Here is a 15,686-nt window from a genome sequence, read left to right as displayed (position 1 = left end):
CCCCGTCAGCCCTTGTCATGGAAGAAGCCATAGATGGTTTCGGCCAGAGTTTCAGAGATACCATCCACCGCCTTGAGGTCTTCAAGCCCCGCGCGGCTGACCGCCTTGGCCGAACCGAAGTGCTGCAAGAGCGCGCGCTTGCGGGTGGCACCAACGCCGGGCACCTCGTCCAACGGGGTTGCGCCCTGCGCCTTGGCGCGCTTGGCGCGGTGGGTGCCGATGGCAAAGCGATGCGCCTCGTCGCGCAGCCGTTGGATGAAATACAGAACCGGATCATTTCTTTTCAACGCGAAGGGGCGCTGTTTCCGTCGATGAAATTCTTCCTTGCCGTGGTCGCGGTCCACGCCCTTGGCCACACCGACCATCGGAATATCGGTGACGCCCAGCTCTTCCATGATCTCATGCACCGCACCAACCTGTCCGGCACCGCCGTCGATCAGCAGAAGGTCGGGCCAGTGTTCGCCCTGGCGATCCGGGTCTTCCTTCAACAGGCGTTTGAACCGGCGGGTCAGCACCTCTTTCATCATGCCGAAATCATCGCCGGGGATCAGGTCGTCACCCTTGATGTTGAACTTGCGATATTGGCTTTTCATAAAGCCTTCCGGCCCCGCCACGATCATCGCGCCGACCGCGTGCGCGCCTTGGATATGCGAGTTGTCATAGACCTCGATCCGCTGGGGCGGGCTGCCCAGTTCGAACGCCTGTGCGATACCGTCAAGCAACCGTGCCTGAGTGGCCGTTTCGGCCATCTTGCGGCCAAGACTTTCGCGGGCGTTGCGTTGAGCGTTGGAAACAAGTTCGGACTTCTCACCTCGCAAAGGGACCGATATTTCAACTTTACGCCCCAGCCGTTCGCTCAACGCTTCGGCCATCAGATCCTGTTCGTCCAACGGATCGGACAACAGGATCAGGCGCGGCGGCTCCTTCTGATCATAGAATTGGCCGACAAAGGCCTGAAGCACCTCGCCCGGCCCCGCCCCTGCGCCGGTGCGCGGATAGAAATCGCGGTTGCCCCAGTTCTGATGCGCGCGGATGAAGAAGACCTGAACACAGGCCTGCCCCCCTTCCATATGCAGCGCGATCACGTCCGCTTCGGCCACGCCCCGCGGATTGACACCCTGCGCCTGCTGCACCTGGGTCAGCGCCCGGATACGATCACGCAGCACCGCGGCTTCTTCGAACTCCATCGCTTCGGACGCCGCTTGCATATCAGCCGCCAGATTTTCCTGCATCTTTGTCGTGCGACCGGACAAGAAATCCTCGGCGTCGCCGACCAGCTTGGTGTAATCTGCTTTACTGATTTTCCCCACACACGGACCCGCGCACCGCTTGATCTGATATTGCAGGCAAGGTCGCGTGCGGGTTTCAAACATCGCGTCCGAACAATCGCGCAGCAGAAACACCTTCTGCAATTGGTTAAGCGTCCGGTTCACAGCATCTGCGCTGGCGAAAGGTCCGTAATAGGCACCCTTCTCTTTGCGAGCACCCCGGTGTTTCTTGATCTGCGGGAAATCATGCCCGGTAACAAGGATGTTCGGAAAGCTCTTATCGTCGCGTAAAAGTACGTTGAAATGTGGCTTTAGCTGCTTGATCAGGTTTTGCTCAAGCAGAAGGGCCTCGGTTTCTGTCTGGGTGGTCAGAAACATCATTGACGCGGTCTGGCTGATCATCCGCGCGATGCGTGCGGTGTGTCCGGTCGGCTTGGCATAACTCGAAACACGCTTCTTCAGGCTGCGTGCTTTCCCCACATAAAGCACCCGCCCCCTGGCATCGAGCATCCGGTAAACACCCGGCGAATTGTCCAGCGTCTTCAGGTAGGATTGGATGACACCATACCCAACCGGAACGTCCGACCCGCCTTGTTCGTTCCTGCTGTGCTCACCGTTCATATCAACGCTGCCCCGATTCTCTGCGTGCCTGCAATCTTAGCGTCGCGAAGACAAGAGAAAACCTGCCCACAATTTCTGTGGATAACTCTGAGGACATGTTTTGACCATCCAGAAAAACCCCTTGTATTCAGCCCGCTTCCACGATGTGCCTATTTTTTAGGCACTTTTGCAACTCATTGATAAATAAGGAAAGAATTGTAACGCCCTTGTAAACAAATGAAATCATTGCAAAAAATACGGACCTTCCGCAACGTGAACTTCACAAGTGCACAACTTTCCGATCGCTGAACAGGTTCGATACCTGCAAGCCGGGATTCACGGATTTTCCACACCGCGAATATCGGGGGTCTGCCACGCCAGATGTTGACCACCATCCACGGCGATCATTTGCCCGGTTACGGCAGGTGAATTCATGAAAAACCTAAGCGCCGCAGTGATATCTTCGACATTCGCGCCACGCTGCAGAAGTGACGCTGACCGCTGACCGTCGAAATGCGCCTGCGACTGGCGCGCGCCAATCAATGTCGTGCCGGGCGCGATGCCGTTGACACGCACATGCGGGGCCAAGGCCTGCGCACCGGAGCGGGTCAATGTCCACAAAGCGTTCTTGGCAAGGCTGTAGGTCATGAACTCGGGCGTGGGCTTCTGCACACGCTGATCGAGCATGTTGACAACAAGCCCATGGGGAAGGCTTTCACCATTTTCATCTATGGTCGCCTTGGGCGCTTGTGCGGCAAAGGATTGCATCAGGAAGAACGGCGCACGAAGATTGGAAGACATATGCCTGTCCCAGCTTTCCTGCGTGGCCGAACTTAGCGTGTCATAATCGAAGATCGACGCATTGTTGACCAGCACAGATAGCGGTCCACCCAAAGCCTTCGCCGCGCGCGGCACAAGCGCTTCAACCTGCGCCATATCCAACAGATTTGCCTGCAAGGTGACGGCTTTGCGTCCCAAGGCCTGAATGTCTCTGACGGTCTCGGCTGCGCCATCTTCCGACGTGGCATAGTGAACCGCGACATCGCATCCCAACCGCGCAAGCTCTAACGCCATGGCGCGTCCCAGACGCGCGCCTGCCCCGGTTATCAATGCGCGAGGCTGGCCCATCACGACATCCCCAGAACGATCATCACATAGACCACATAAAGCATCGACAATATGACACCCCAGACGCGGCCCATATGCCATTTCAGAAATACAAAAGGCGCCAGCAAAAGGGATGCACCAAGCATCACCCAAAGGTCAAACTGCAGAATACCAGGTTCAACCGGGATCGGGCCAACCAAGGACGCAATGCCAATAATTGCCAGAAGGTTAAACATGTTCGACCCGATCACATTGCCCAATGCGACCTCGGCTTGTTTCCGAAGCGCGGCCATAACCGTTGTCGCCAACTCTGGCAACGAGGTGCCCAGCGCCACCAGTGTCAGGCCGATGACGGTTTCCGAGACGCCAAAATGCCGGGCGATATTGGTCGATGCGTCGACAAGAAGATCCGCCCCTAGTGGCAATCCGATCAGGCCCAGAACAAGGAAAAGAATGACTTTCCACCACGGCATATTCGGATCGGCGCCTTCGACTTCTTCCTCGTCTTCACAGCAGACCTCATCTACTGCAACGTGGTTGGAGCGCCGGTGCGACAAGGCTTCGCGGAAAGCCGAGCTGAGCATCAGACCCAGCGCGGCCAGAAGCACCAGCCCCTGCACCCATGTGATCACGCCGCCCGAGCACAATACGATGAACAGAACCGTGGCCCCCATCATCTGAAGATAGCTTTTCTTGGTGTCACATGTGGCCGTGGACAGGCCCGAGATCAGGGCGGGCACGCCAAGCACCAACAGGATGTTCGCTGTGTTGGACCCAACCACGTTGCCCATCGCCAGCCCTGGCACGCCCTCGATAATGGCCTGGACCGAGATAAGTAACTCTGGTGCCGACGTTCCGAACGCGACGATGGTCAGCGAGACGATGAGCGCAGGCACCCCCAGGCGCAGCGACATGTTCACCGCCCCTCGGACAAGGCTGTCACCTGCAAGCAATAGGATAACAAGACCCAGCGCAGCAAAGATCAGATCCAAAGCTCAGCCCTTTCCGTTGCAATCGCAGGGGGACTTCCCCAGCCGATACCGTCCGCAGCGAGGACACTTCATCGCTTCTATGCGCTTCTGACCCGGGTATCGGAGTTTTCCAAACATGGCCAACACACCCATGGCAACCAGAAACAGAACGACAATCTTAATGACCATTCAAAGGCCAAAGCGCGCGTATTCCGCCCGCTCCTCTAGTGCCGCAATCGCATCTGATCCAAGCTGCAGTCCAAACCGGCTGATGAACGGGCGGCGTGGGCCATGCACACGGAACCGAACCTTGTCACCGAATTTTTCTTTCATCTTGGGAACAACATGACCGATCCCATCCGCAAGACCCTTTTCGATGGCAGCGTGGCCAAGCCAGATATCACCGGTAAACAGGTCCTCTCCTTCGGGCAGTTTCCCGGCACGGCGTGTGGTAACTTGCGTCTTGAACGCCTCGTGAATATCCTCCTGCAACGCCTTCAGACGTTTGATATCGGCAGGTTTTTCCGGCTGAAACGGGTCCAGCATGGATTTGGATTTGCCAGCGGTATATACCCGCCTCTCGACCCCGATTTTTTCGATCAAACCGGTCAGGCCAAACCCGGCTGAAATTACGCCAATAGACCCAAGGATCGAGCTTTGGTCGGCATAAATCTCGTCCGCCGCCGTCGCCAACCAATAGCCGCCCGATGCGGCGACATCCTCGACAAAGGCATAGACGGGGATCTCTTTCTCGGCCGCCAAGCGACGAATGCGCGCGGTAATCAGGCTGGATTGCACCGGGCTGCCGCCCGGCGAGTTGATCACCAGCGCGACCGCCCGCGGCTTCCCTTTGCGAAAGGCACGTTCGATCACCGGGGCAAGCACCGCATCGTTCAATTGCCCCCGCGCGCCCGACGCGATCACGCCTGACAGGCGGATCACCGCAACCAGCGGCGGCTTCTTGATGAACGGAATATAGGTTGTCATGGCTGTCATTTAGATCGCGCCTCCGGATCAAACAAGGGACTGGGGCGACGCGTGTTTCTCCTGTTGCAAATCGCCCATCATCAACTGCGCAACCGGTATCCGGTGCGGAAAATCCAGCCGATGGTTGCAAGACATGTGGTCATGAACACCGCAATCGCAAGGACGGACCAGCCCAGTGACACGTCCGCCATTCCGAAAAACGCCCAGCGGAAGCCCGAGATCAGGTAAACCACCGGATTGAACAGCGTGATCGTCTGCCAGACCGGCGGCAACATCGAGATTGAATAGAACGACCCGCCAAGAAACACGAGCGGCGTGATGACCAACAGGGGAACGAGCTGCAATTGTTCAAAGTTTTGCGCCCAGATGCCGATGATGAAGCCAAGCAACGCGAAGCTGATGCAGGTCAGCACCAGAAACGCCATCATCCAGACCGGGTGCGCGATGGTCAGATCGACAAAGAAATGCGCCGTGGCCAGTATGATCAACCCGATCATGAACGCCTTGGTCGCCGCCGCGCCGACATAGCCGATGACGATCTCAAAAAACGAAATCGGTGCGGATAAAAGCTCGTATACCGTGCCGATGAACTTGGGAAAATAGATCCCGAACGAGGCGTTGGTTGTGCTTTGCGTCAACACGGTCAACATGATCAGACCCGGCACAATGAATGCGCCGTAGCTGACGCCCTCGACCTGATCAATGCGCGACCCGATCGCAGCCCCGAACACGACAAAGTAAAGTGACGTGGACAGAACGGGCGACACAATCGATTGCATCAACGTGCGGAAGGTCCGGGCCATCTCGAACCGATAGATTGCAGCAATTGCATTCCAGTTCATGCGGCGTCCTCCTTCACCAGATCCACGAAAATATCTTCAAGCGAGCTCTGGCGCGTGGACAGGTCCGACATATGCAGCCCCGCCTCGCGCAGATCGGCAAGCAATCCGGTGATGCCGGTGCTGCCCGCCTGCGCGTCGTAGGTGTAGATCAACCCGCCATCGTCCGATACGGTCAGGGGATGGCTTGCCAGCGCTTCAGGCAGGGCCTCGATCGGGTTGTCCAACTCAATCAACAGCTCCTTCTGACCCAATCGCTTGATCAGGGCATCCTTGTCCTCGACCAGCAAAATCTCGCCTTTCGAGATCACCCCGATCCGGTCGGCCATCGCTTCGGCTTCTTCGATGTAATGGGTTGTCAGGATGACCGTCACACCGGTCTGTTTCAGCTTCGCCACAATGTCCCACATGTCCTTGCGCAGCTCGACATCGACACCGGCAGTCGGTTCGTCCAGAAACAGGATCTTCGGATCGTGGCACAGTGCTTTCGCGATCAAAACACGTCGCTTCATACCACCTGACAGCGTCATGATACGGCTGTCCTTCTTATCGTGCAGGCTAAGCAGTTTCAGGATTTCTTCGATCCGCGCATCATCCCGTGGCTTTCCAAACAGCCCGCGCGAGAACCGGACCGAATTCATCACCGTCTCGAACGGCTCCAGATTGATTTCCTGCGGCACCAACCCGATCAGGTTGCGAGCTGCACGGTAATCTCTCACGTGGTCAAACCCGCCAACGGTGATCGTGCCAGAGCTTGCCGTTGCAATGCCGCAGATGATCGAGATCAGCGTTGTCTTGCCGGCGCCATTGGGGCCAAGCAAGGCAAGTATCTCGCCTTCTTCAATTTCAAGATCAACGCCCTTAAGGGCTTGGTGGCCGCCTTCATAGGTCTTGGTCACGTCGCTGACATTCAGGATCGTGGTCATACTGTCCCCCAGTGTTGCCGCCGGCTGCTTGTTGTTCAACAGCGCGTTGCGGACCAAGTCTTTCAAATAAGCAACCCGGCAGCACCTTCAAGGCGTAAAAGCCGAACTTTTGTCTCGACCCCGCCCGCACCGGAAAATCCAACCAGCTTGCCCCCTGCCCCCATAACCCGGTGACACGGAATAATGATCGGGATCGGGTTGGCCCCACAAGCGCTTCCGACCGCCTGCGCCGAGTTCCCGGTCAGCTTCGCAATATCGCCATAGGTCAACGTGTCACCATAGGGAATGGCGGACATGGCATCACAAACCGCGCGCTGGAAATCGCTGCCATGGACATAGGTCGGCAGGTCAAACTTTGTCAGCCGACGATCAAAATAGGCCGCAAGCTGCGCACAAGCCTCGCGCAGCAATGGCGTCTGCACACCGACCGGTGCAGCGTCCCAGATCAGCCGACAGATCGCCCCCGCCTGCTCTTCCACACCCAAGCGCCCAACCGGACTGTCCATGATCGCGATATTCATGCCTTACCCTTGCGCGCGGAAACGGCGGATGCAATCCGCTTCCTGATCAAGTGGGCAGAATCCGGTGTTGATCCTGGCCGTTTCTTCTGGCGTGAAATATCCTGGGGGAGCGTGAAACCCGCCCGGGTTTCACGCGAAGGGGCAACGCCCCTCAGGCTCACATCGTGAGCCACCGATGTCCTAGCTCAGGGCTTTGTTGCAACGCTGGCAAGTGCCGGCATGATCATGGCTGCCCACATCCGGCAGAATTTTCCAGCAGCGCTGGCACTTGTCGCCACTGGCCTTTTCGAACACCACGCCAACACCCTCAATTTCCGGCAGACGGAAGGCTTCCGACGGCAGCGGGTCGTTGCTCAGCGACACAGCCGATGTGATCGCGATGTCCGCAAAGTTAACGGATTTAAGGGCGGCCAACACATCCTTGTCACGAACATGCACCACCGGAGCAGCCTCCAAGGACGCGCCAATCACCTTGTCGCGACGCTGGATTTCCAGCGCAGCCGTTACAACACGTCGGGCCCTTCGGATACCCGACCATTTTGCCGCCAGAGGTTCATCCAGCCAATCGGCAGGCGTGTCTGGGAAATCAACAAGATGGACCGAGCTGTCGTCGCCCGGGAAACGCTCGAGCCACACGTCTTCCATCGTGAAGACCAGAATGGGCGCAAGCCACGTGGTCAGGCGGTGGAACAGGATATCCAGAACGGTGCGCGCCGCTTTGCGGTTCAGGCTGTCCTTGCCGTCGCAATAGAGCGCGTCCTTACGGATGTCGAAATAGAAGCTCGACAGGTCGACGGTCGCGAAGTTGAACACGGCCGAGAACACGCCCTGGAAGTCAAACTTGCGATAGCCGTCACGGACCACGTGATCCAACTCCGCCAGACGATGCAGCACCCAGCGCTCCAGCTCGGGCATGTCGGCGGCGTCCACGCGTTCGCTATCGTCAAACCCATGCAGGTTGCCCAGCATGAAGCGCATCGTGTTGCGCAGACGGCGATAGCTGTCGGCAACGCCTTTCAGAATTTCCGGCCCGATCCGCTGATCAACCGTGTAATCCGTCTGGGCCACCCACAGGCGCAGAATGTCGGCGCCGTACTGTTTCACGACCTGCTCGGGCACGATAGTGTTGCCCAGCGACTTGGACATCTTCATGCCCTTCTCATCCAGCGTGAAGCCATGGGTCACGACGTTCTTGTAAGGCGCACGGCCCTTGGTGCCGCAAGCCTGCAGCAGCGAGGAATGGAACCACCCGCGGTGCTGGTCGGTGCCTTCCATATAGACATCCGCGATGCCATCGGGCGTGCCGTCTTCACGGTCACGCAGCACGAAGGAGTGGGTCGACCCGGAGTCGAACCACACGTCAAGCACGTCGAAAACCTGCTCCCATTCGTCAGCGTTATGCTCATTGCCAAGGAACCGCTCTTTCGCGCCCTCGGCATACCAAGCGTCCGCGCCTTCCGCCTCGAACGCCTCGGCAATGCGCGCATTCACGGCGGGATCGCGCAGAAGGAAGTCTTCATCCGTCGGCAGCGCGCCTTTCTTGGTGAAGCAGGTCAACGGAACGCCCCACGCGCGTTGACGCGACAGAACCCAATCCGGGCGTGCCTCGATCATCGAATACAGACGGTTGCGACCGGTCTGCGGCCACCATTTCACCAGTTGGTCGATCGAGTTCAGCGCACGTTCGCGGATGGTCTTGCCCATCTCGTCCTGCCCGTCGCCGACCTCGCGGTCCACAGACGCAAACCACTGCGGCGTGTTGCGGAACACGATCGGCGCTTTCGAGCGCCACGAATGCGGGTAGGAGTGCGTCACGCGGCCACGCGCGATGATGCCGCCGGCCTCGACCAGCTTGGCGATCACGGCGTTGTTGGCTTTGCCTTCCTTGCCCTTGCGGTCGAAGACCTGAAGGCCCGCAAAGAACGGCACATGCGGCAGGAACTCCGATTCCTCGCCCACATTGTGGGTCATGCGGTCGATCCAGTTGCGAGCGACAAAGGCTTCATAATCGTCAGCACCGTGGCTGGGCGCGGTGTGGACAAAACCCGTACCCGCGTCGTCGGTCACGTGATCGCCGTCGATCATCGGAACGTCGTAATCCCAGAAGCCATCTGCGCCGTCGGCACCGTTGAACGGGTGCTTACAGATCAGACCTGCCAACTCATCAGCAGCGACGTCACGCACGCGCGTGAACTCGGTCACGCGGGACTTGCCCAGCGCGTCTTCGGCCAGAGCATCGGCAAGGATGTAGGTCTGACCAGCCGCGGTCCAGCTTTCTTCCTCGGTCGCGTCCACGCGATAAAGGCCATAGGCAATCTTGTCGCTATACGCGACGGCCTTGTTCGACGGGATCGTCCACGGAGTCGTGGTCCAGATCACGACGCGAGCCTCGGCCAGATCACCTTCGGCATTGGCAAAGCTGAACGGCACCCAAATCGTGTGCGACTTGTGGTCGTGATACTCGATCTCGGCCTCGGCCAATGCGGTCTTTTCCACCGGCGACCACATCACAGGTTTCGAGCCCTGATACAGCGTGCTGTTCATCAGGAACTTCATGAATTCCTCGGCGATCACGCGTTCGGCGTGGAAATCCATCGTCAGATAGGGATCGGCCCAGTTGCCGGTGATGCCCAGGCGTTTGAACTCGTCACGTTGGATGTCGATCCAGCCTTCGGCGAACTTGCGGCATTCCTGACGGAAGTCGACAACGTCCACATCGTCCTTGTTCTTGCCCTTCTTGCGATACTGTTCCTCGATCTTCCATTCGATGGGCAGACCGTGGCAATCCCAGCCGGGAACATAGCGCGCATCATGGCCCATCATCTGGTGCGAGCGCACGATCATGTCCTTGATGGTCTTGTTCAGCGCGTGGCCGATATGCAGGTGGCCGTTCGCGTAAGGAGGGCCATCGTGCAGGATGAAGGGCTCGCGGTCGCCAGCGGTCTCACGCAGGCGGTCATAGACGCCGATCTTTTCCCACCGGGCCAGCCATTCGGGCTCGCGCTTGGGCAGGCCAGCGCGCATCGGGAAATCGGTTACGGGAAGGGTCAGCGTGTCTTTATAGTCGGGTGTGTCGGCACACATGTGTCCGGTCCTTTTCAGGATAAGTCGTCAATGTCGAAGAGGGGGCGGCGCGTAGGTCCATGCGCCTTGTCCCGGCGGCTCGTCTGGATCAGAGCGCCGGGCATATAATTCGAATAATGATGGCCTGTGCGTGCATCATGAGGGCGTTATAGGCGCGTGGTTCAGCGGCGTAAAGCCATGAAGGCCGGTTGGCCTGTGCTGTTTTGTCCTTACCGATCCCCTTGGCAGCTTCAATTTTGTCGAGTATTTCACTCGGGAAAGGTGCGCGCGATGACACAGATGACTTCGAGGCCAAATCCACTCAGACTTTTCGAGATTACACCAGCTCAGATCGATCAGGTTTTGACGGTGTTTTATGCACGGATCAGGCAGCATCCTGAACTCGGCCCTGTGTTCAATGGTCACGTGGGGATAACGGATGCCGAATGGGAGCAGCACATCGCCCTGATCGCCCGCTTCTGGCGCGGCGCAATTCTGCGCGAACCGGGCTATGAGGGCAATCCGATGCGCGCCCATATGCAGGCAGGCAACGTGAGACCCGAGCATTTCGACCCGTGGATCGCCCTGTTTGAAGAGATCGCGACCGACACCCTGCCCGCCGACACCGCCCGCGCGTGGATTGCGCTGGTGCATCGGATCGGACGCGGATTGCGCATGGGGGTCGAGGATATGACGCGCCCTGCGCGTGTGGTGCCGAGTTTGGGGTAGGCCTACCAAAATTCGGGTCGCGCCAGCATCACCCAAAATATCGCGATCATGGCCGCGAAGGCGGGCCAACCGAAGGCAAACCAGATACGGTAAAGCCGGTGATATGCGTCCGGCAGTGGCGCATCCTGCGCGGCGGATTGCTGCGCCAAATCGCGCAGCCTGATTTGGATCCAGACCACGGGAAGCCAGAAAGCTCCGACAGACAGGTACAGCCCGATTGCGACGATGATCCAGCTTTCCCACAGGCCCCACCCCAGTGACCACGCCAGCAAGGTGCCCGTGATCGGCTGAACGATGGCGGCGGTCGCCGTGAACACCGTATCCGCCAGCACGACGATCCCGGCCACATGCGCAATCATCCGGGGATCGCGGCTGCGCTGAGACATCACCATGAAAAACGCAATCCCCGCGCCGGTCCCCATCAGGACCACCGCGCCCATGATATGGGCCAAACGGAGAAGCAAAAGCCAATCCATCAGCGGTCCTCGAGCAGCGGTGACATCAGCCCGATGCACAGCATGATTGGTAGGATTTTCACCAGCGGTCCCAGCGGATCAAGCCACAAGCCGGGTGTGACGATGCTAGCCGACACGAGGTATATCCCGCAGGTCACCAGCATCCCGAGCAACGCCTTTTGCACCCACGGGCGATAAAGGATGGCGAAGCCCAGCGCCAAATCTATCAATGCCCAAAACAGGACCGCGTTTTTCGCCATCCATCCCGGCCATCCTGCGCTGGTCAACACCTCGGATGCAGCACCAAGCGAGACGACCCCGATGATACCGGACAGCAGCCAGAACAACGAAAGGACCGCAACGCCCAAGGGTACGAACCACGCCAACCGCGCCTTCAGCAGATCTGCCCCCGCAGCCGGAAACCCCGCAAGCGTATCCTGCAGGGGCGACACATCCCCCACCAGCGCGCGATAGGGGGCAGGATCCCCGTGCACCCCGTCTTTCAAAACGTCAATCGCCGTGGACCTCAGAGGGGATCGCCAGCCAAGCCGACCAAGGGTATCCGCGCCCCACGCGATGGCCCGCACCCCCCACCGGGGTGCTGAAATGATCGCACGCGCGGGGGCAACGCCCAACCATTTGCGATGGGCCGCGACCACTTCCGACAGGCTGTGAGGCGTCGGCTCGACCAGATCCAGGACAGAGCGGTCCGGCAACCGCCCATCCAGCGCATGTTGAACGGCCAGTGCCACGTCCTTGACGGAAACCGTCTGGATCGGAGCATGCTTCATCGCCATTGGCTGAATAATGGGAAATGCGGCCAGTTGTCGGATCAGCGCGGTGCCGCCATAGGATTGCGGGGCCAGAACCAGACCGGGGCGTAAGATCACCACAGGCGCCCCGCTGTCCAACAGCGCCTGGTCCCCCGCTGCCTTGGTACGAAAGAATGCGGTCGATGCCTCCGGTGACACGCCCGCGGCCGAGATCTGGACGATTTGCACGCCCCGCGCGGCGGCCGCCGTTGCCAGTGCGGCAACTGCGTCCACATGGACCGCTTGCAGATGATCACGCGGGCCGTCCTGAAGCGCGCCCGCGCAGTTCACGACGGCATCGACGCCTGTCAGTAACTCGCCCCAATGGCGCGCATCACACAAGTGGGACAGGTCGCGGAGGATCCAATCGGCATCAGGAAAGGCCTTGCGTACGGCGACGGCAGAGCGGCCAAGACCTGTCACCGCGAAACCCTCGGCCAGCAGATGGCGCATGACCTCGGCCCCGATCAGGCCATACCCACCCAGCACCAAAACCCGCGTCATTTTCCAAACAGCCCCGCCAAAGCGCGTTTGACGATCCCAGTCACGCCGGGCCGCCTACCCGTACCGAAAGGCAGAGGGCGACAGACTTCAAGCGCGGCGACGCCAACACGCGCCGTCAGCGCACCGTTCACCACCCCCTCACCAAACCGACGGCTGAGCTTGGACAGAATTCCGCCCCCGGCCAAGGATCCGATCAAATCATCCCCGACAGCCACAGCCCCTGTCGCGACAAGATGTGCCATCACCGCACGGGTCAGCCGCCAGCCACCCAGGACACCGGATCTGCCGCCATATATGTCTGCAATACGGCGGATCATGCGGATATTTGCAGTCAAAGCCGTCACCACATCCGCCAGGGCTATCGGTACGATCGCCGTGACCATCGCCACCTGGCGGGCAGCGGCTTCAACCTCTTTCACTGCGGCTGCGTCAAGTGGCGTCAGAAGCTCGCGCTCCGTTAAGGTAAGCAGAGTGTCCACATCGAAGGCATCTGCTTCGCGCTCGGCCAAGCGCTCCAATCCCCAGCGCAGATCGTCACGCCCCCGGTAAAGACGCTTGAGCTTTTCAACGACATCCCGCGCTTCGGTCAGGTCGTTGTGTGCCACAGCCGCTTCGGCGGCATGGTGTAATGTATCGACTCGGCGCAGCCGGGCAAACGCCACCCATTCCTTCAGCGCGATGATCAGCAGCACCAGAATGAAGGCCGCAACCAGACCCAGCGCCGCATAGCCCAACACAGTTTGGCGAGTGATCAGGCTGCTGACAAAATCATATGCTGCCACGGACAGAACGAACCCGGTGATCGTCAGCAGAAGCGACCAAAACCAGCGCGCCAGACGCGAGCGTTTGCGCCCCGCAAAGCTGATCGCGCCCTGCATGGCTGCCCCGGTGGCGTCAACCGCCGCAATTTCTGGCACCGGTGGGGCGTCGGCAGGCGATACCGTTTGCGTATCTTCCAGTTCGATCAACACCGGGCCGGTTCTGGGTTTTTCAGACCTGCTCAACACACAGCCCTCCAAGTAAAGCGAATATCGGGCAGATGCTCGTCATTGCCCGCCCCATCGGTGCGAAACGCCTCGGTAAACCCTTCGCGCTGATAAAAGCGACACGCGCCTTCATTCGCCTGAAAAGTATAGAGCGCCAGCTGTGGAGCTGCCGCTTTGGCATCATCCAACAAGGCTTTTCCGATCCCGTGTCCACGCGCCGCAGGCAACAAGTAAAGCGCGTGCACCTCGTCCCCATCGCGAGACAGAAATCCAAGTGTTCGCATGCCCTCCTGCGCCACTGTGGTCCAGCCGCGGCCAACCAATATCCGCGCAAAGTCTTTTTCAGACGCACGGGAATGAACGCGTGGCATCCATGGGGTTGCCGCGATCCACCCCGTCAGAATGTTTGCAATAGCGGGCGCATCCGCCATTGTTGCGGGCCGGATTTTCATAGCCGATCCCCAAACAGAAATTCAGCCGCCTTGTCCAAGCGAATATGCGGCGGCCCCTCGCCGGGTTTAAGCGACACAACGGCGGGCGCAAAGCGCATGACCTCGTAATCCGCATCCAGCCAGACCTCGGCCCCCTTTCGTGCGGGTGACAGCAGGCGCGCGGGGTCATCGGGCAGATCGCCCGGATAAAACGCCGCGGTTTTACCGCTATCCAGAAGCCGCCCGCGCACGCAATCCAGCACTCGCCCGTCGTGTTCCATGCGCTCTTCAACCGTTGTGCGCAGGGCGGCGATGGACATGGCGGCAGTCTTCGCGCCCGCAAAATCCGCCCTGTCTCGCGCTTCGCGCAGCAGCGCCTCGGTGATCGCAGTCAACCGGGGATGTTGGCTGTGGTGCAGGTGATCCGCCTTGGTGGCGGCAAACAGGATCCGTTCGACGCGTCGCCCCAGAAAGATGGAGCTGAGGAACGCATTCGCGCCGGGGCGGAAGGCGGTCAGAATCTCGGCCATGGCGCGGCGCAGGTCCTCTAACGCGGCGGGGCCTGAATGAATGGCCCCTAACACATCGACCAGCACGATCTGGCGGTCGATCTTGGCGAAGTGATCGCGAAAGAACGGCTTGACCACACGGGATTTATAGGCTTCGAACCGCCGCTCCATCTCGCGCCACAGGCTTTTGCGCGGGGTCGAACCGGGTTGAAGGATGGGCGCGAAGGTCAGGGCCGGGCTGCCTTCCAGATCACCGGGCAAAAGGAACCGACCGGGCGTGCAATCGCTGTATCCATCTTCGCGCGCAGACGTCAGATAGGCGGCAAACCCGCCGGCAAGGCGTTTTGCCTCCATCTCGTCCAGAGCGGCCGCTCCGTCGATCCCTTGCACCATACCCAGATAATTCGACGCCTGCGGGCGGTCGGCAATCCGCTCCAACACCTGCGCGGCCCAATCTTTGTAGCTAAGGTCAAGCAGGGACAAGTCCAGCAGCCATTCGCCGGGATAGTCAACAATGTCCAGATGCACGGTGCGCGGGCCACGCAATCCGCCCAGCAAGCCCGAGGGCTGGACCCGGAACGACAGACGCAATTCCGATGTGGCGCGTGTCGAATCCGGCCAGTGCGGCGTCGGTCCCGTCATTGCCGCCAGATGGGTTTCAAAATCAAATCGCGGCACCGTATCGTCCGGCTGCGGTTGCAGGAATGCCGTCTGGATACGCCCGTCAGACGCCGCCAAAAGTCCGGACATCCGCCCCCGGTTCATCAGGTTGGCAACCAGCGATGTGATGAACACGGTCTTGCCTGCGCGCGACAGGCCGGTGACGCCCAGACGGATCACCGGCTCGAACAACGCCTCGCTTGTGGCGTCGCCTATGGCTTCGATCTGTCGGGTGATGCTGTCTGCGATATCGCCTAGCCCCACGGGTGCCTCCGTCTTTTGTTCACCTGAACATATGTGCGCGGGCGGCTCTGTGCC

14 protein-coding genes are annotated in these 15,686 nt (G+C 59.7%); 1 reads left to right on the top strand and 13 read right to left on the bottom strand.

Annotated elements, in window-relative coordinates; translation table 11 throughout:
* Window positions 1-5: 5 nt before the first annotated feature.
* The 8 genes from uvrC to ileS all read right to left on the bottom strand — a co-directional run bounded on the left by uvrC (window position 6) and on the right by ileS (window position 10,303).
* Window positions 6-1,889, bottom strand: a complete 1,884-nt coding sequence (gene uvrC / locus J3R80_RS11905) for an excinuclease ABC subunit UvrC (protein ID WP_275394005.1) — start codon at window positions 1,887-1,889, stop codon at window positions 6-8.
* A 315-nt stretch (window positions 1,890-2,204) separates the two neighbouring features.
* Window positions 2,205-2,996 (bottom strand): SDR family oxidoreductase, encoded by a 792-nt coding sequence (locus J3R80_RS11900; protein ID WP_275394004.1) that lies wholly within the window; start codon window positions 2,994-2,996, stop codon window positions 2,205-2,207.
* Window positions 2,996-3,967: a calcium/sodium antiporter gene (locus tag J3R80_RS11895; RefSeq protein WP_275394003.1), complete on the bottom strand. Its 972-nt coding sequence runs from the start codon at window positions 3,965-3,967 to the stop codon at window positions 2,996-2,998. The genes J3R80_RS11900 and J3R80_RS11895 overlap by 1 nt, the downstream gene beginning before the upstream one ends.
* A 168-nt stretch (window positions 3,968-4,135) precedes the next feature.
* Window positions 4,136-4,933, bottom strand: coding sequence for a S49 family peptidase (locus tag J3R80_RS11890; protein ID WP_275394157.1), 798 nt, complete (start codon window positions 4,931-4,933; stop codon window positions 4,136-4,138).
* Between the two features lie 80 nt (window positions 4,934-5,013).
* Window positions 5,014-5,775: an ABC transporter permease gene (locus J3R80_RS11885; protein WP_091428272.1), complete on the bottom strand. Its 762-nt coding sequence runs from the start codon at window positions 5,773-5,775 to the stop codon at window positions 5,014-5,016.
* A complete protein-coding gene (locus J3R80_RS11880; protein WP_275394156.1) occupies window positions 5,772-6,698 on the bottom strand; it encodes an ABC transporter ATP-binding protein in 927 nt (308 codons plus the stop codon). Before J3R80_RS11880 ends, J3R80_RS11885 begins: the two co-directional genes overlap by 4 nt.
* Window positions 6,699-6,760: 62 nt before the next feature.
* A complete protein-coding gene (locus tag J3R80_RS11875) occupies window positions 6,761-7,219 on the bottom strand; it encodes a methylated-DNA--[protein]-cysteine S-methyltransferase (RefSeq protein ID WP_275394002.1) in 459 nt (152 codons plus the stop codon).
* Window positions 7,220-7,399: 180 nt separating this feature from the next.
* The gene (gene ileS / locus J3R80_RS11870; protein ID WP_275394001.1) at window positions 7,400-10,303 is read right to left on the bottom strand and encodes an isoleucine--tRNA ligase; all 2,904 of its coding nucleotides are present in this window, start codon (window positions 10,301-10,303) and stop codon (window positions 7,400-7,402) included.
* 270 nt (window positions 10,304-10,573) lie between these two features.
* Between ileS and J3R80_RS11865 the strand changes: the two genes are divergently transcribed.
* A complete protein-coding gene (locus tag J3R80_RS11865) occupies window positions 10,574-11,011 on the top strand; it encodes a group III truncated hemoglobin (protein WP_275394000.1) in 438 nt (145 codons plus the stop codon).
* Window positions 11,012-11,013: 2 nt separating this feature from the next.
* On the opposite strand, the gene J3R80_RS11860 is transcribed toward J3R80_RS11865, so the two are convergent.
* Genes J3R80_RS11860 through J3R80_RS11840 form a run of 5 tightly spaced genes read right to left on the bottom strand, consistent with a single transcriptional unit; the run spans window position 11,014 to window position 15,632 of the window.
* Window positions 11,014-11,487 carry a DUF2269 domain-containing protein gene (locus J3R80_RS11860; RefSeq protein ID WP_275393999.1) on the bottom strand — a complete coding sequence of 158 codons (474 nt, stop codon included), beginning with the start codon at window positions 11,485-11,487 and terminating at the stop codon, window positions 11,014-11,016.
* Window positions 11,487-12,782 (bottom strand): SDR family oxidoreductase, encoded by a 1,296-nt coding sequence (locus J3R80_RS11855; RefSeq protein ID WP_275393998.1) that lies wholly within the window; start codon window positions 12,780-12,782, stop codon window positions 11,487-11,489. The genes J3R80_RS11860 and J3R80_RS11855 overlap by 1 nt, the downstream gene beginning before the upstream one ends.
* Window positions 12,779-13,786, bottom strand: coding sequence for a TIGR01620 family protein (locus J3R80_RS11850; RefSeq protein WP_275393997.1), 1,008 nt, complete (start codon window positions 13,784-13,786; stop codon window positions 12,779-12,781). The genes J3R80_RS11855 and J3R80_RS11850 overlap by 4 nt, the downstream gene beginning before the upstream one ends.
* Window positions 13,783-14,220 (bottom strand): GNAT family N-acetyltransferase, encoded by a 438-nt coding sequence (locus J3R80_RS11845; RefSeq protein ID WP_275393996.1) that lies wholly within the window; start codon window positions 14,218-14,220, stop codon window positions 13,783-13,785. Before J3R80_RS11845 ends, J3R80_RS11850 begins: the two co-directional genes overlap by 4 nt.
* Window positions 14,217-15,632 carry a YcjX family protein gene (locus tag J3R80_RS11840; RefSeq protein WP_275393995.1) on the bottom strand — a complete coding sequence of 472 codons (1,416 nt, stop codon included), beginning with the start codon at window positions 15,630-15,632 and terminating at the stop codon, window positions 14,217-14,219. Before J3R80_RS11840 ends, J3R80_RS11845 begins: the two co-directional genes overlap by 4 nt.
* Window positions 15,633-15,686 lie beyond the last annotated feature (54 nt).

Origin of the sequence: Aliiroseovarius sp. Z3 (assembly GCF_029105185.1) — a bacterium.
In the GTDB taxonomy this organism is placed as follows: Bacteria; Pseudomonadota; Alphaproteobacteria; order Rhodobacterales; family Rhodobacteraceae; genus Aliiroseovarius.
The sequence above is the reverse complement of the archived record's forward strand: the minus strand, read 5'-3'. Positions and strand labels throughout refer to the sequence as shown.

Excerpts from the sequence above, each read along its gene's own strand:
- uvrC (WP_275394005.1), bottom strand. The coding sequence starts at position 1,889 with ATGAACGGTGAGCACAGCAGGAACGAACAAGGCGGGTCGGACGTTCCG.
- J3R80_RS11860 (WP_275393999.1), bottom strand. The coding sequence starts at position 11,487 with ATGGATTGGCTTTTGCTTCTCCGTTTGGCCCATATCATGGGCGCGGTG.
- J3R80_RS11885 (WP_091428272.1), bottom strand. The coding sequence starts at position 5,775 with ATGAACTGGAATGCAATTGCTGCAATCTATCGGTTCGAGATGGCCCGG.
- J3R80_RS11890 (WP_275394157.1), bottom strand. The coding sequence starts at position 4,933 with ATGACAACCTATATTCCGTTCATCAAGAAGCCGCCGCTGGTTGCGGTG.
- J3R80_RS11855 (WP_275393998.1), bottom strand. The coding sequence starts at position 12,782 with ATGACGCGGGTTTTGGTGCTGGGTGGGTATGGCCTGATCGGGGCCGAG.
- J3R80_RS11900 (WP_275394004.1), bottom strand. The coding sequence starts at position 2,996 with ATGGGCCAGCCTCGCGCATTGATAACCGGGGCAGGCGCGCGTCTGGGA.
- ileS (WP_275394001.1), bottom strand. The coding sequence starts at position 10,303 with ATGTGTGCCGACACACCCGACTATAAAGACACGCTGACCCTTCCCGTA.
- J3R80_RS11845 (WP_275393996.1), bottom strand. The coding sequence starts at position 14,220 with ATGAAAATCCGGCCCGCAACAATGGCGGATGCGCCCGCTATTGCAAAC.
- J3R80_RS11865 (WP_275394000.1), top strand. The coding sequence starts at position 10,574 with ATGACACAGATGACTTCGAGGCCAAATCCACTCAGACTTTTCGAGATT.
- J3R80_RS11875 (WP_275394002.1), bottom strand. The coding sequence starts at position 7,219 with ATGAATATCGCGATCATGGACAGTCCGGTTGGGCGCTTGGGTGTGGAA.
- J3R80_RS11880 (WP_275394156.1), bottom strand. The coding sequence starts at position 6,698 with ATGACCACGATCCTGAATGTCAGCGACGTGACCAAGACCTATGAAGGC.